Origin of the sequence: Gardnerella sp. KA01002 (assembly GCF_049244015.1) — a bacterium.
GTDB lineage: Bacteria > Actinomycetota > Actinomycetes > Actinomycetales > Bifidobacteriaceae > Bifidobacterium > Bifidobacterium vaginale.
This window is the reverse complement of the sequence record NZ_CP058365.1, coordinates 815,533-830,788: the sequence shown is the minus strand read 5'-3', so window position 1 is coordinate 830,788 and position 15,256 is coordinate 815,533. Positions and strand designations below refer to the sequence as shown.

8 protein-coding genes are annotated in these 15,256 nt (G+C 39.1%); 7 read left to right on the top strand and 1 reads right to left on the bottom strand.

What is annotated here, in order from left to right; all coding sequences use genetic code 11:
• The first annotated feature begins 72 nt into the window (after positions 1-72).
• The 5 genes from ahpF to HXT60_RS03225 all read left to right on the top strand — a co-directional run bounded on the left by ahpF (position 73) and on the right by HXT60_RS03225 (position 10,372).
• Entirely contained in the window at positions 73-1,686 is a 1,614-nt protein-coding gene (gene ahpF / locus HXT60_RS03245; protein ID WP_004117820.1) for an alkyl hydroperoxide reductase subunit F, read from the top strand.
• Positions 1,687-1,775: 89 nt separating this feature from the next.
• Positions 1,776-2,675, top strand: a complete 900-nt coding sequence (locus HXT60_RS03240) for a LysR substrate-binding domain-containing protein (RefSeq protein WP_004115065.1) — start codon at positions 1,776-1,778, stop codon at positions 2,673-2,675.
• A 270-nt stretch (positions 2,676-2,945) separates the two neighbouring features.
• Positions 2,946-6,245: a tetratricopeptide repeat protein gene (locus HXT60_RS03235; RefSeq protein ID WP_285089113.1), complete on the top strand. Its 3,300-nt coding sequence runs from the start codon at positions 2,946-2,948 to the stop codon at positions 6,243-6,245.
• Between the two features lie 86 nt (positions 6,246-6,331).
• On the top strand, positions 6,332-9,214 hold the full coding sequence (gene ligA, locus HXT60_RS03230) for an NAD-dependent DNA ligase LigA (RefSeq protein WP_174190633.1): 2,883 nt from the start codon (positions 6,332-6,334) through the stop codon (positions 9,212-9,214).
• A 9-nt stretch (positions 9,215-9,223) separates the two neighbouring features.
• A complete protein-coding gene (locus HXT60_RS03225) occupies positions 9,224-10,372 on the top strand; it encodes an Mrp/NBP35 family ATP-binding protein (protein WP_004111593.1) in 1,149 nt (382 codons plus the stop codon).
• Between the two features lie 63 nt (positions 10,373-10,435).
• On the opposite strand, the gene HXT60_RS03220 is transcribed toward HXT60_RS03225, so the two are convergent.
• The gene (locus HXT60_RS03220; RefSeq protein WP_004111602.1) at positions 10,436-11,803 is read right to left on the bottom strand and encodes a DUF349 domain-containing protein; all 1,368 of its coding nucleotides are present in this window, start codon (positions 11,801-11,803) and stop codon (positions 10,436-10,438) included.
• Between the two features lie 96 nt (positions 11,804-11,899).
• On the opposite strand from HXT60_RS03220, the gene hisS reads away from it, so the two are divergent.
• Positions 11,900-13,300, top strand: a complete 1,401-nt coding sequence (hisS, locus tag HXT60_RS03215; RefSeq protein WP_004111603.1) for a histidine--tRNA ligase — start codon at positions 11,900-11,902, stop codon at positions 13,298-13,300.
• A gap of 114 nt (positions 13,301-13,414) precedes the next feature.
• Entirely contained in the window at positions 13,415-15,211 is a 1,797-nt protein-coding gene (gene aspS, locus HXT60_RS03210; RefSeq protein ID WP_004111605.1) for an aspartate--tRNA ligase, read from the top strand.
• The last annotated feature ends 45 nt before the right edge of the window (positions 15,212-15,256 follow it).

The window sequence follows — 15,256 nt, the reverse complement described above, 5'->3', positions numbered from 1 at the left end:
TTTAAAAGTCTGATTTTCTAATAATTAATTTACTGCTAAAGATCTGCTACTTAAGAATAGAAAGTGAAAATAATGTCTTTATTGGATTCAAACTTAACTACTCAACTTGCTGGATTACTAACAAAAATGGTTAATCCTATTAATCTTGTTGCATATGTTGATAGTAGTAAAAATTCTCAAAAAGTTATTGAGCTTTTAAATGAAGTAGCAGATCAAAGCAGCAAAATCACTGTTATAGAAGGTGATAAAAGTCGCGTAAATCGCAAACCAAGTTTCGCAGTACTTAATCCACAAACTAATGTGTCTGTAAGCTTTGCTGGTTTACCTCTTGGACACGAGTTTAGCTCTTTAGTTTTAGCGATTTTGCAAGTAAGCGGTTACGCTCCCAAAATAAGCGATGGTCAGCGCAAAGCAATTTTGAGCATTGGAAGTCATGAAGTTACAACATACATGTCTGTTACTTGCATTAATTGCCCAGAGGTTGTTCAATCGCTTAATACAATTTCGATTATTAATCCTAAAGTAAAACATATTGCTGTAGAAGGGAGCGCTTTTAAAGACGAGGTAGATTCTCTTGGCGTAATGAGTGTTCCTGCAGTTTTTGAAAACGGAAAAATGATTTCTTCTGGAAGATCATCTATAGACGAATTAGTTGCGATTCTTTTAAGTCAAGAGGAAAATAGCGATTCAAGCAATTCTAAGGTTTCTGGCGATTCTTCACTAGCGCAAAAAATGAACGCCAAAAATCCGTACGACGTTATTCTTGTAGGTGGAGGCCCTGCTGCAAGCGCCGCAGCGATTTACACAGCTAGAAAAGGCCTTAAAACAGCAATGATTATGGACCACAGAGGCGGTCAAGTTGTTGAAACAGAAAGCATTGAAAATCATATTTCGCAAACGCACACAACAGGCGCAAAGCTTGCTAACGATTTAACAAACCACATTGCTCAATATGACATTGACGTATTTACTCCCGATTGGGCTACATCTTTAGATATTGCTGAAGAATCTTACGGATTGCACACAATTAGTACTAAATCTGGCGGAAGCTTAAAAGCTAAAGCAGTGATTATTGCAACAGGCGCTACATGGAGAACACTTGGCATTCCTGGGGAAGACGAATATAGAAACAAGGGAGTGTCGTTCTGCCCGCATTGCGATGGTCCATTATTTAAAAATAAGAATGTTGTAGTTGTTGGCGGAGGAAATTCTGGAGTCGAAGCTGCAATAGACTTAGCAGGTGTTGCAAATCACGTTACTCTAATCGAGTATATGAACACGCTTAAAGCAGATCAAATATTAGTTAATGCTCTAAATAATCTTTCTAATACTACTGTAATAACAGGTGCTGCTCTTAGTTCTATAGAAGGAGACGGAACAAAGGTTATTGCAGTACGTTATAAAGATCGCAATGCTAATAATGGTGAAAATAGTGAGAAAATTTTGCACACAGACGGCGTGTTTGTTCAAATTGGTTTAATGCCAAATACTAAATGGATTTCAAACAAACTAAGCTTAAATAATCGTTCGGAAATAGTAACAGATAGAAAAGGGTGCACGAGTGTTCATGGCATTTTTGCTGCTGGCGATTGCACAGATGAGCCTTATAAGCAAATTGTTACAGCATATGGATCTGGAGCAAACGCGGCTCTTAGTGCATTCGACTATCTAATTAGAAATGTGTAAAACTAGATTAACTTTTAACGCATAAGCTTTTGATACTTAAAATTTATATATATTATATTCTTACTACTTTTAATAAGAAAGATGATTACGTGAACATTAAATCACTTGAATACTTAATTGCTTTTGCAAAAGAGGAAAGTTTTACAAAAGCAGCTGAACGTATGCACGTTTCTCAACCAACGTTGTCTACGCAAATTAAAAAGTTAGAAGATTTGCTTGGAGTTTGTCTTATTGAAAGAACTCCTGGAAAGCAAATTCTAACTCCAGCAGGCAGAGAAGTCGTGTATTATGCAAAGCGTATTCATGCCGACGTTTCAAGTATTTATCAAGCAGCAAGGCGATTAGAAGACCCATGGTCATCTACTATAGTTTTAGGCGTTTTTCCAACATTATGCCCTTATCTTTTGCCAAGAATAATGCCAGTTTTGCGTAAAGTTAAGCCGAATTTTAATATTCGATTTGTTGAAGAAAAGTCTGCTAGCCTTGTAGAAATGTTGCATAGTGGTCAGATTGATGGCGCAATATTAAGCGAGCAATTAAATGAATCTTCTTTGAAAGTAAAACATATTTTTGACGAGGACTTTTTATTGGCTGCTTCTACAAATTCGCAGTTTGGTCATGAAAAAACTCCGATTGATGTTTCGCAATTGTCTAGCCAAAAAGTGCTACTTTTAGAAGATGGTCATTGCATGCGTAGAAGCATGATAGATGTATGTCAAAAAGTTGGTGCAAAACAGTCTGAATTTTATGCTACGTCTTTGGAAACCTTACGATACATGGTTGTTGGAAGTAAAGATGTGACTTTGCTTCCGCGTCTTTCTATTCTTCCTCCAATTGTTCAGCCATCAGGATTAACAATTCGCGAGTTTAAAGATCCAAAACCATATCGTTCGCTGTATTTAAACTGGAGAGCAGCTTCTCCAGTGGATCAAATTATGGACGGTTTAGCTAAGATTATTTCTGGTGCATGCGTGAATTTGCATAAGTGAAGTTAATAAAATTTATATTTTTAAACTTTAAAAGCAATTAAAGCATTCACATGTTAGATTAAAACAAGATTGAAATGAAATATAATTTGATTTTGTTCTAAAAGAGTTAAAACATATTCTACTTCTAATTGTGTTTTTCGAACCGATAATCAGCTATACTTAAAATGTTTGAGTAAGAATAAATGCAACACGTATGGAAATCACTTAAATATTTAGTTTTACGGGTTTTACGAAAATAGTAGTTGGCTTTAAAACGAAAGAACGAGGAATATGCAAGACGAAGTGCAATCTAGCAAGAAAATAGATTCTGCCGAAAGTAGTGAAAAAAATCGCTCAGATATTGCAGATGATAGTATGCAGATTGTGCAGGAAACCATTAAAACATTGTGGGAAAATAGAGAATCTATTCCAGTTAGGATATTTTCTAAAAAGCATATTTTTAAAGATTTTCCAATGATGCCAAAAAACGTAAAGTTAGGTTGGATTAAACTTTCTGGGAAAAAACATGGTATAGCTATTGGATTATTCAATGATGATTGCAAACGTTTTCGTCAGCTTGCTGTTGCAGATTTTGAAGGTCGTGTTTATACAGGACATGACATTTCTATTGAAGATACGATGGAAAGAATACCAGAGTTATCTTTTGTAGAACAAAATTCTATGACTCTTAAAGATTCGTTACGTTTCTATGGTGTTGATGATAGGAAAATTACTCATGCGAGTCATGCGCGTAAAAAAGTAAATTCAATCAATAAAAATAATCGTGAATCTGATTTAGTTGTTATAAGAGGAGATGTAGTTGTTCAGCTATCACAAGATGAAGGCATGCAATGGGTATCATCTTGGATTCGTAAAGTTAATGACAAAAAAGAAGCATATACTCTTGAAGAAACTAGAGTTTTGCTTCCTGACAGACTCCGTTGCAATCTTTCATACTGCGATGCTATTTCAACATCTTTCTTTGCATCGTTCTTTATTCCAGATATAACTAGAGCGTTTAGCGGTTTCGGATCTGGCAATATTTTTAGGCGTCTTACAAAGGAAGCCCCTCTTGGAGCTATTAGAAGAAGCATTATGGATTCAAAAGTGGCGGAAAAAGCAGGTTTGCGTGTTTCGTCAATGGAAAAATATTTTGCTTATCTTATGTTAGATTCTGGCGCTTTAGAACATAGTGGTCCGCTTGAAGCTGTTCATGGAGCAGAACGCTTACATTTGCAAAAGTCGCAAGTTTCAGACGCTAATTTCCTAGTATGGGATGATTCTTTAGAAGCAAAAGCTGCGTTGAAAGTATTGCGAATAGAAGGTGCTATTAACCGTTTCCAGTCCATTAGTAGTTGTTTAGAAGAAAATTGCGCTAATGGCGGTAATTTAACGGAAAATTCTGTAAACTTTGGTCAAATATCTGAAATAGATTTATCGTTTATAGAAGATCCAGCGTTTTGTGCTAACGGCGAATTGGATATGAATAGTTTTGGTAATCCTTTACAAGACGACAATATTCGCCCATTAATGCACTTGTGGAATACTGCAAAAAAATCTAACGACCTTTATATTTACAAGTCAGATGGATCTTCTAATTGCGAATGGTCTTATAGGCAAAGATTATCTGGATTAATTAGAAGTCTTTATTTACCATTTAGGTTTGATACTGATTTTCGCTCTAATCTAGAAGACGGTAATGTTGCATTAGCATTTATGGCAACTGGCAGTTCGATGATGCCGACTAGAAGATTTGATTCTGCTAACCAAAAATGGATTACTTTAACTAATGCAGATAAGTCTCGTATGACAACTGATTACAATCTTCGACTTGGAATAATCATGGCAACCCTTGCATTTGGAACAAGTGAAGAAGTACAGAATGTATCTATAAGATTAGATTCAATAGGCTTAGAAGAAATGGTTGCTGCTCAAGATGATGCTATGAGTAAAATCCTAAATCAAACAATTAATGCTTTGAATAATATGAATCGTGAGGCAGCTCGTTCTAAAGGCGATCCTAAAGATGGAGATATTCATGGAGATGTTAATAACGGACTAGCGAATGTGCAAGATTTACAAAACTTCACTAATCATACTATTCTTCACGAAGATGAAGTGACTGTGCCTGATAGTAGTAATAAAGCCACCAGTAGCAAATCGATAAATTCTAGTGATAGCTACAGTGATACTGAGATTAGTGATAGCAATACGAACGATATTGGATCAGATCCTATTGAACCTAATCCTATGGATGCTTTTAGCAAATACCCAACTGTAAAGTCTTTATTGACAGTCACATTCAATCGTGAATCTTTTATAAAACATATTCGTGCAAATGGGTTGAATAATCCTCTTGGCGCATACAAAAAATTTAACGCAAATATGAAAATAGATGAAGAAGGCGCATTAAACCCGATTGAACCAAGCTTTGATCTGAGAGATAGTTGTTTTTCTCCTCATGGAGCACAGGAGGAACCTGAGTTTTCAGATGTAATTTTTGACATCAAATCTCAAAAAACATTAGGTACTACCAACTCTAAAGGTCTTTCAATTCAAAGAGAAGATTTATTACAACAGGCTGTTGCGGATTTTCATCACATATCGTCAGAAGTAATGATATCTAATGCAGAAAAAGCTCGTATGGCAATGGATATTGTGGAAAGTATTGACGATCCAGAATTAAATGAGAAAGCAAATCTTATAACAAGCGCTTTAATAGACGAAAAAGAAATACCCGAAATATCTTTTAAAGTTTCAAAAGATATTTATAATATGAGACTTCATGCTCATGAGCAATTTATGAGTGGAGACTTGGAAAATGCCATCGAAGAATACGAAAATGCAGTAAAACATTTCGATTCCATGTTTTCCTTCAACGATGTTGTACCAAGATACTTTAATTCCTACGCAGAGCGAGTTGTATACAATCGAATATTTGCAACCCAAAATGAACGTATGATACTTATACCAGATGGTCTTTTTTACGCGCATATGGAGTTAGCAGACTTACTAACTCAACTCAGCAGGCATGAGGATGCACTAAAACACTTAAACACAATGGTTTCATACGCTCCAACATATGTTATTTCTCATCTCAAGTTAGCTTCACAGCTTACGGAGAAAGAAGATTGGACTTCTGTAGAAGCAGTGTGTCTAAACGCATTACCAGTATGCTTTGATAGAGAAGACGCTGCTTTTATATATTACAGACTTGCTTACGCAGAGTGGATGCAAGATAATTTCCCTCTTGCTGTAGCATCATATAAAATGGCAGACAATTTATCTTCTGGAAAAATTGAGTCTATTGAAATAGAGCTTGATGAATTACTGAGCCGTATGCAGTCACAGTGCATTCCAGCTCCTAATGATATGTCTCAAGTAGAAGAAGTTTTAAAAATAAACAATGTTCCAAAATGGCCAGATGTTGAAGCTTATGAGATTATTGATGAAGCTGCAAAAATAACAGTAAACGAGGGAATGTTTGTTATTGCACGAACGCTTTCCGTTGCAAGAGCAAGAATGCTGTTCAGCAACAATTCATCAGATAACGTTGTCCAAATGCAGTTTTTGCGCTCGCTTAACTCATAAACAACTCTTATTAAATAGTAATTATAATCAGTTATTGACTCCTGTCTGGTAGATAGGATAGTTAAAAGGTTTTGAAGGGAAAGCTTATGATTGCGTATAATAGCGATAAGTCGTCACACGCAGTTGGAGAACAATTATCTCTTTTCGACGATTTTGATGATTCGCTAAATACTGATAAATCAAGTGTTAACAACGATTCATTATCTTCAAGCATTAGCACAGTCGATAATCAAAACCAAAATGTTCATGAGCCAGGCGAGAACAATACATCTAACACATCACACGAGTTTAGTTCAACTACAGATTTTAATGATTGGATTTCTAAATTAGAGACAACAGATGTAGACGCTATTGCATTATCTAAGCTAGAACCTTCACTTTTAACAAGCGAGCAAGCTGCTAGATTATGGGCAAAATTAGCTGCTTGGGCTCAATCAGATCAGATAGCTTATTATGTTGATGATTCACCAAGTAGTTCTGACGCTGCTTATGACACAAGAATGCGAGTTTTAAGCTCACTAGAATCTACATTCCCAATATTAGATACGCCTCAATCACCAACACATAGAGTTGGTGGAACTTTTTCGAACGATTTTGCGTCAGTTAAACATCCATCAAGAATGATGAGTTTAGATGATGTATTCTCATTAGAAGAGCTAAAATCTTGGTACGATAGCATTATTCGCGATTTAAAATGGCCCCAAAATAAGCCATTGCCAATGACATGCGAAGTAAAAATCGATGGACTTGCGTTAAATCTCATATACAGAAATGGAACTTTGGAACAAGGACTAACTCGAGGAGATGGCGTTACTGGAGAAGACATATCTCTGAATGTAAGAACAATCGAAGAAATACCGACTCAGCTTAAATGCGAAAATTCAGACGATATTCCAGAATTTGTGGAAATTCGTGGTGAAGTTTTTATGAAATGGGCGGATTTTAGAAAGCTTAATATTGAGCAAGAAGATTTAGGAAAGCCTGCTTTTGCTAATCCAAGAAACGCTGCTGCAGGGTCTTTAAGACAAAAGGATCCTAGAATCACTGCAACAAGAAGATTAAGCTTTATAGCGCATGGATTAGGTGATTTAAAGTGGAAAGATTCAGTAAAAAATGATTCTGAGCATAAATCACATAAGCAAACATCGTTTAATCAGTCGGACGCATACGAGCTGTATAAAAAATGGGGGATACCCGTATCTCCTTATACTCGCAAAGTTACGTCTTTTGAACAAATAGAAGATATGATTGAATACTATGGAGAACACAGAAACTCTATTATTCATGCCTTAGATGGAATTGTAGTTAAAGTAGACGATCGTGCTTTGCAAAGAGAACTAGGGTCTACATCTAGAGCACCAAGATGGGCAATTGCGTACAAGTATCCTCCAGAAGAAGTAAATACTGTTCTTAAAGACATTGTTGTTCAAGTAGGAAGAACAGGTAGAGTCACTCCTGTTGCTGTTTTGGACCCAGTAACTGTTGCAGGATCTACAATATCGCGCACAACATTGCATAATCCTTACGAAGTTGAGCATAAAGGTGTGCTTATAGGCGATACTGTTGTTGTTCGTAAAGCTGGCGATGTTATACCAGAATTAGTTGGTCCAGTACTAAAGTATAGGGATGGAAATGAAAGCAAATTACGCAAATTTGTTATGCCAGAGTATTGCCCATCATGCGGATCTAAGCTTGCACCTGCTAAAGAGGGAGACAAGGATATTCGTTGTCCAAATGTAGAAAACTGCCCAGCACAATTAACAGAGAGAATAATTAATCTTGCATCGAGGCACGCATTCGACATTGAAAATCTTGGAGAATCTTCTGCACTAGCTTTAACAAATCCAGAAGATTCTAGACCTACAACTGCAGAGGTCTATCATCCTGATATTGACAAAATAGTAATTCAGCGCGGATCTTCTTTGCAACCAACTATTCCAGAATCTGTGTTTGATCTTCCAAAATCTCAAGAACCTGTTATAAGAAGCGAAGCGGATATTTTTAACATTACTGCAGCCGATTTGCGAAATATTAAAGTTTGGAAAGAAATACCTCTTGTTGAAGAATGGAAAGAATTAGGAAAAGACGGAAAATTAAAGAAAAGAACTAAAAAAATAGGCGGATCTGGATTGTGGAGACAGGTTTCTGCATTCTGGACTAGACCTTTAGAAGCTACAAGAAGAAAATCCAATGATGATTCCAACAGTGATGAGCTTAAGGAATCTTTAAATCCAGATTACCCAATATTTGAAGTTCCTTCTGACGCTTATGTAATAAGGTTAGTTGAAAAGAAAATTCGTAAAAATAATGTTCTTCAAACAGTGAGTGTTCCTGAATACACTCGTCCAAGCGAAACAACAAGAGCAATGTTAGAAGAAATAGTTCAAAAGGGTAAGTCTGCAACACTTTGGCGTGTGCTAGTGGCTTTGTCTATTCGTAGACTTGGTCCGCCTACAGCAAGACTAATAGCGGCAAGATTTGGTTCAATTGAGAATATTTCTAAAGCATCTGTTGAAGATTTAACACAAATTGATGGAGTTGGTCCAGAAATTGCTCAAGCTGTATACGATTGGTTTGAAAAATCGAAGAATCCTCAAGATTGGCGTAGTGAAGTTTTACGTAAATGGAATGAAGCCGGAGTAGTTGGATCTTCTGACTCTTCTAATGCGGACAGTATCGAACAGACTCTTAGTGGCAAAACGGTTGTTGTTACAGGATCATTAGAAGGCTTTACCAGAGATTCAGCTAAAGAAGCTATTTCTTCTAGGGGAGGAAAAGCAGCCTCTTCTGTTAGCAAAAAGACGTATTGCGTTATTGTAGGAGAAAATGCTGGTTCTAAAGCCACTAAAGCAGAAGAACTTGGTATACCTATGCTAGATGAGAATCAATTTAAGATTTTGCTTAATACTGGCAGTATTGAATCTGCTCTAGATAGCAAATACGAACTTGATTTTAAGAACGAATCGTAAAAGTTAAAAATGAGCAGCACTATTGAACTCGAAACTCGCATTTACGATCTATTAGGAAGTGTTATTGATCCAGAATTAGGTCGTTCAGTTACTGAACTAAATATGGTAACTGGCATACACGTAAGTGGAAAACAAAATGTCACTAGTGTATGCGATTTTGATAATTCTTATCCAACTTATGATGTGACTATAAGCATAGAACTTACTGTTCCAGATTGTCCTCTAGCACAAGTAATTACACAGAGAATTCAATCAGCTGTAAAAAAATATCCTAATGCAAATCTTGTTCCTCACGTAAATATAAGCGCTATGAGTAAGGATAAGCTTGCAAAACTTGTTTCGGATTTGAAAGAGGAACGTAAAGAAAATCCTTTTAATAAAAATGGCGTTAAAACAAGAATTTTTGCTATAGCATCTGGAAAAGGGGGAGTTGGAAAGTCTTCCATAACTGCCAATTTAGCAGCCACTTTCGCGGCTCTTGGATACAAAACAGCAGCAATAGATGCAGACGTTTATGGATTTTCTCTACCGCGTATGTTTGGTGTTACAAGTCAGCCTACTAATTTGAATGGCATGCTTATGCCAGTGGAAGCTTGGGGAGTTAAACTGATTTCTATTGGAATGTTTGCTGGAACAGATCGTGCGATTTTGTGGCGTGGTCCTCGCTTGCAACGTTCTCTTGAACAGTTTCTTTGCGACGTTTGGTGGGCAGACCCAGATGTGCTTCTTTTAGATTTGGCGCCTGGAACTGGAGATATGGCTCTGGCTGTTGCTCAATCATTGCCTAATGTGGAGCTTGTGGTTGTTACAACTCCTCAGCCTAGTGCTTCAGATGTTGCCGTTAGAGCAGGTCTTATGGCGTTGCAAATTCCAGTTAATGTGCGTGGAGTTGTAGAAAATATGAGTTGGTTTGAAAATAATGGAGCGCGCTTGGAAATCTTTGGTTCAGGTGGCGGAAAACGCGTTAGTGACCAGCTTTGTAAAGCTCTTGGTAAGAATGTGCCTCTTTTAGCACAAATTCCATTAGATACGAGTATTAGAGAAATTGGAGAGTCTGGCAGACCTGCGGTTTTTAAAAAGGATGGAAGCCTAGCTAATTCACAATTATCTAACACCTTTATTCAACTTGCTAAAGCTTTAATGGAAACTGTTAAATAAAACTATTAAATATGGGGTTACTTAAAAATTAAGTAACCCCATATTTAAATGATTAATGATTAATTACTTAATAGCATTCAACCATTGTTCTTTTGTAGCTTTTTCAGCCTGAAGCTTAGCCTTACGCTTTGCATCTTTTTCACTTGCAATTTTAGAATCAAGTTCCTCGAGCTGAGCCTTCAATTGCGTAGCAAAACTAGACTTACGAGCGTCTGCCTCTGGGTCAGCATCTTTCCAAGCAGCATCTTCAACAGCCTTAATCTTCTTATCCACATCATTTAAGCGGGATTCAATTCTGCGCATATCTTCGCGTGGAACAAAACCAATCTTGTCCCATTCTTCTTGAATCTCAGACAACGCTTTGCGAGCTGCTTTTGCTGCTTCTTCATCTTTAACAGGAAGAAGAGCTTCTGCCTTAACAAGCAAAGCTTCCTTCTTGGAAAGATTTTCTTTTTCACCAGCATTCATCTTTTCTCTATCTTCTTGACGAGCATGATAGAATGTGTCTGCAGCTTCACGGAACTTAGCCCATAACTCATCGTCGTGCTGACGACCAGCATTTCCAGCCTTCTTCCAGCGATCCATCAAAGCATTAAACTTCATAGAAGTCTCACGCCATTTAGTTGATTCCTTCAAGCTTTCAGCTTCAGCAATAATGGCTTCCTTAATTTCTTTAGCAGTATTTCTTTCAGTATCACGCTCCTTAACCCAAGCGTTGCGTGCTTGAGTGAAAGCAGAACGAGCTTTAGAAAATCGCTGCCACAAAGCGTCAGCATCCGCCTTATTGAGATGAATCGTAGTGCGCTGATGTTGCTGCCACTTGTCAAACAGGGAACGAAGCTTATCTGAAAGCGAGCGCCAATTTGTAGAATCACCTATTTGAGCAACTAACGTTTCTGCCTGTTCAACAATAGCAGTACGTTCTTTAAGAGCTTTATCTAATTCATCTTTGCGAGCTTTTGCAAGTTCTTCTTTTTTAGACGCAGCCTTAGCTTGCAATTCGGCGTGTCGAGCATTCAAAGCAGCGATGTCTCCAACTACCGATGGTTCCTTAAGATCCGCCTCTAAAGTAGCTAAAGTCTCATCAATTTCCTTAGGTCTCACATTAGACGATTCAAGTCTTTTTTCGAAGAGATCAAGCTTGATCTTTAAGTCAAGATAACGATGTACGTAGAAAGTCAAAGCATCCTCTGGAGTACCAGTAGAATACTGACCCACTTCGCGTTCGTCAGCTCCTTCACGAACATAAACGTTTCCATTTTCATCAACTCGCCCAAAGGTTTTAGCGGTTTTAACATCTTCGTCGCTATACGAGATAGTTGGAACCGCAGCAACAACGCGAGCCTTGTTAGCAAAGTTTGCAGGCGACGGCGCATGCGGCTTTGGGGTAGTTTGTTTAGTAGTTTCTTCAGGTTTAGTCTGTTCGGTCACGGGTCGACTCCTTACAGCAAATGCACGGTAACAGTGTTACGAATAAGTATGACGGTAAGCCATGATTTTTCCGCAACATAACCTATTATAGTGGACATGGTACAAGGCTCATCAATATCTGGTTTTCCAGAGTGGCTTCCTAGTGAGCGCGCTGTTGAACAGCGTGTTATGGACACATTGCGGGAAGTATTTGAATTAAATGGTTTTATAGGCATTGAAACTCGTGCTGTTGAGCAGGGTTCAAGTCTGTTAAAAAAAGGCGAAACTAGCAAAGAAATATATCTTTTGTCTAGATTGCAAGAGGTGGGGCATGAAAGCGACACTCCTGTTGAAAATCGAATAGGTTTGCATTTTGATTTAACAGTTCCTCTTAGTCGTTATGTTGTTGAACACACTGGCGATTTAGCTTTTCCTTTTAAACGCTGGCAGATGCAAAAAGTTTGGCGCGGCGAACGTCCGCAAGAAGGACGCTTCCGTGAATTTGTTCAAGCAGATATTGATGTTGTGGGGAATGGTGATTTGCCGTCTCACTACGAAGTAGAGCTTCCTCTTGTTATGGTAGAAGCACTTGAACGTTTGCGCGAATTTGGATTACCTAAAGCCACTGTTCACGCCAATAATCGTAAGCTTTCTGAAGGTTTTTATCGAGGTATTGGTTTAAGCGATATTGAGGGAGTTCTTCGAGAAATCGACAAACTCGACAAAATTGGCGCTGAAGAAGTTGCTAAGCTTTTGGTAAAAGAGTGCGGAGCTACGGACTCCCAAGCTGCTGCATGCTTAGAATTGGCTGAACTTACTGCTGAAACAGGAGATGAGTTGAAGTCTCGTTTCGATGAATTATGCGATAAGCATGATATTTCTCGCAGTGAAGATAACGAATCGTACACTTTAGCTTCACAAGGTGTTGAAACTCTTGCAATGATTGTGGACGATGCAGCAAAAATTCGTCCAGGTGCTGTTGTGGCAGATTTGAAGATTGCGCGAGGATTGGATTATTACACTGGCTCTGTGTATGAAACATTCTTGGATGGTGCTGAATCCCTTGGATCAATCTGCTCTGGCGGACGCTACGACAATCTTGTTTCTCAAGGTAATAAAAAGTATCCAGGCGTAGGTCTTTCTATAGGACTTTCGCGTTTACTTTCTTATATGCTTCACACAGCTGGTGCCACTGTTTCCCGTGTTTCTCCTGCTGCAGTATTGGTGGCAGTTTGGAATGAGGAAGATAGGTCTGCTTGTAACGAGATTGCTCGAAAGCTTCGTGCTAGAGGAATTGCTGCCGATGTCTCTCCAAGTGCAGCAAAACTTGGTAAGCAGATAAAATATGCAGATAAGTTAGGTATTCCTTATGTGTGGTTCCCAGCTGATAGTGCAGATTCTGAATCTAACCATGATGAAGTGAAGAATATTATTACTGGGGAACAAGTTTCTGCAGACGCCACGTCTTGGCAACCAGATACTGTTTATGCCCGGCAGACTGTTTCTTGCGCTCAATAATTTGCTTTATATTTTAAGAATATATTTTGCAATATTTGAACGCGCGATTCATGCGGTAAACTATTAAAGTCAAAACAAAAATTAACAAAATTATTTAAACAAGGAAGTGGACTTATGAGCCAGACGGCGTATCGCACACACCATGCCGTTGAAGTGACTGAGACCTTGGTCGGACAGAACGTAACCATTGCTGGTTGGGTTGATCGTCGCCGTGATCACGGTGGCGTCGCTTTCGTAGATGTTCGTGACAACACAGGTTTAGTGCAGGTTGTTATTTACGATGAGGAAACTGCGCGACCATTGCGTAGTGAATTTGTTGTTCAGGTTACTGGCGAAGTTCGCCTGCGTCCAGATGGCAATGAAAATGACCATTTAGCAACAGGAAAAATCGAAATCGTTGCGAATAAAATGACAATTCTCGCTAAGTCCGATGCGTTACCATTCCAGGTTTCTACAGCATTGGAAAACGAGTCTGAAAACAAGCTTCCTAGCGAAGATGTTCGTTTGAAGTATCGTTATCTTGATTTGCGCCGCCCATCAATGCAGCGTAATCTAAAGCTTCGCTCTGATATGGCTAAGGCAGCTCGTCACGCTTTGGAAGATATGGACTTTACAGAAGTAGAAACACCAACGTTTATTAAGTCCACTCCAGAAGGCGCTCGCGACTTTGTTGTTCCAGCACGTTTGGTTCCAGGCTCTTGGTACGCTCTTCCACAGTCTCCTCAGCTTTTAAAGCAGTTGCTTATGGTTTCTGGTGTTGAACGCTACTATCAGCTTGCTCGCTGCTATCGTGATGAAGATTTCCGTGCTGATCGTCAGCCTGAGTTCACTCAGCTTGATATGGAAATGAGCTTTGCAAGCCAAGAAGATGTTATGGCTATGGCAGAGCGCGTTATTGCTGCTATTTGGAAGGAAGCTGGTCACGAGATTACTCTTCCTTTGCCTCGAATCACTTGGCAGGAAGCTATGGATAAGTACGGTTCCGACAAGCCTGATTTGCGTTTTGGAAACCCACTTATTGAGTTGACTGACTTCTTTAAGAACACTCCATTCCGCGTGTTCCAAGCTCCTTATGTTGGCGCTGTGCTCTTTAAGGGCGGTGCAGATACACCTCGTCGTCAGTTTGACGCATGGCAGGATTGGGCTAAGCAGCGTGGAGCTAAGGGCTTGGCTTATGTAGTCTTTGGTGAAGATGGTGAGCTCAAAGGCCCTGTTGCTAAGAATCTTAGCGAAGAAGAGCGTGCAGGACTTAAGGAAGCTGTTGGTGCGCAAGATGGCGATGCTGTATTCTTTGCAGCAGGAAGCCGTGAATCTTCTCAGCTTTTGCTTGGTGCAGTTCGTGTAGAGCTTGCAAGCCGCGCAGGATTACTTCACCCAGATGAGTTTGCTTTCACTTGGGTTGTTGACTTCCCATTGTTTAAGCGCACAGATGATCCAGACGATGATGATGTTGCTGTTGGACACTCAAAGTGGACTTCTATGCATCATCCGTTTACAATGCCATCTGCTGATTGGATTGATAAGTTCGATAAAGATCCAGAGCATGCAATGAGTGATTCTTACGATATCGTGTGCAACGGTAACGAGATGGGCGGCGGATCCGTTCGTATTCACCGCGACGATATTCAAGATCGCGTGCTTGATGTTCTTGGAATCGACAAAGCGGAAGCAGAAGAAAAGTTCGGCTTCTTGCTTGAAGCCTTTAAGTACGGTGCTCCACCTCACGCTGGTATTGCTTTGGGCTGGGATCGTACTGCTGCAATTCTTGCAGGCGCAAGCTCGATTCGCGACGTAATCGCCTTCCCTAAGGCTGGCGGCGGACGCGACCCTCTAACTGGCGCTCCTGCTCCAATTTCTGACGAACAACGTGCTGAAACTGGCGTCGATTACGATCCAGAAGAAGACGAGTAATTGTAAATATAATAGAATGCAATAATTTACAATTTAAATATTGCT

Coding starts and splice junctions, on each gene's coding strand:
- hisS (WP_004111603.1), top strand. CDS start 11,900: ATGGTACAAGGCTCATCAATATCTGGTTTTCCAGAGTGGCTTCCTAGT.
- aspS (WP_004111605.1), top strand. CDS start 13,415: ATGAGCCAGACGGCGTATCGCACACACCATGCCGTTGAAGTGACTGAG.
- HXT60_RS03225 (WP_004111593.1), top strand. CDS start 9,224: ATGAGCAGCACTATTGAACTCGAAACTCGCATTTACGATCTATTAGGA.
- ligA (WP_174190633.1), top strand. CDS start 6,332: ATGATTGCGTATAATAGCGATAAGTCGTCACACGCAGTTGGAGAACAA.
- HXT60_RS03235 (WP_285089113.1), top strand. CDS start 2,946: ATGCAAGACGAAGTGCAATCTAGCAAGAAAATAGATTCTGCCGAAAGT.
- ahpF (WP_004117820.1), top strand. CDS start 73: ATGTCTTTATTGGATTCAAACTTAACTACTCAACTTGCTGGATTACTA.